The organism is Vibrio sp. 10N.222.49.C9, from assembly GCF_041474985.1.
GTDB lineage: Bacteria > Pseudomonadota > Gammaproteobacteria > Enterobacterales > Vibrionaceae > Vibrio > Vibrio crassostreae_C.
In genome coordinates this window covers 1-454 of record NZ_JBFRVD010000752.1, presented here as the reverse complement: position 1 = coordinate 454, position 454 = coordinate 1, and the positions used below count along the sequence as shown (strand labels likewise).

Sequence of the window (454 nt, the reverse complement as noted above, 5' to 3'; positions counted from 1 at the left end):
CTTCGTGCTCTTTTAGCTCGGGAATAATGTAGCGCTCAGCATTCTTCAGCGTTTGACGACGAATGTAGTGAGGCGGCACAAGGTGGCTTTGCCCACGACTGACTTGAATGTAAAAGCCGTGAACGGCGTTGTAGCCTACCTTCAAGGTATCTATGCCGTGTCGCTCTCGCTCGTCGGATTCAAGTTTCTCTAGGTACTCAGTAGCGCCATTAGCAAGATCGCGCCATTGGTCAAGCTCTTCGTTATACCCCTCAGCGAGTACGCCGCCATCACGAATGACCACAGGTGGGTTCTCTTTGATTGCTCGCTCTAACAGTTCACATAAACTGTCTAGAGGTTTCGCATCGTTGGATAAACCTTTCAGGTGCGGATTCACTAAGCTTTCTAGTGTTGTTTCTAGTTCCGGCAACTGTTGCAGTGCGGTGCGTAGACGAGCCAGGTCGCGCGGCCTAGC

The 454-nt window shown here is 51.3% G+C and carries 1 pseudogene; it reads right to left on the bottom strand.

Annotation, left to right across the window (positions count from 1 at the left end):
* Positions 1–454, bottom strand: a pseudogene (locus tag AB4585_RS25410) (DNA mismatch repair protein MutS); the annotation flags it as partial.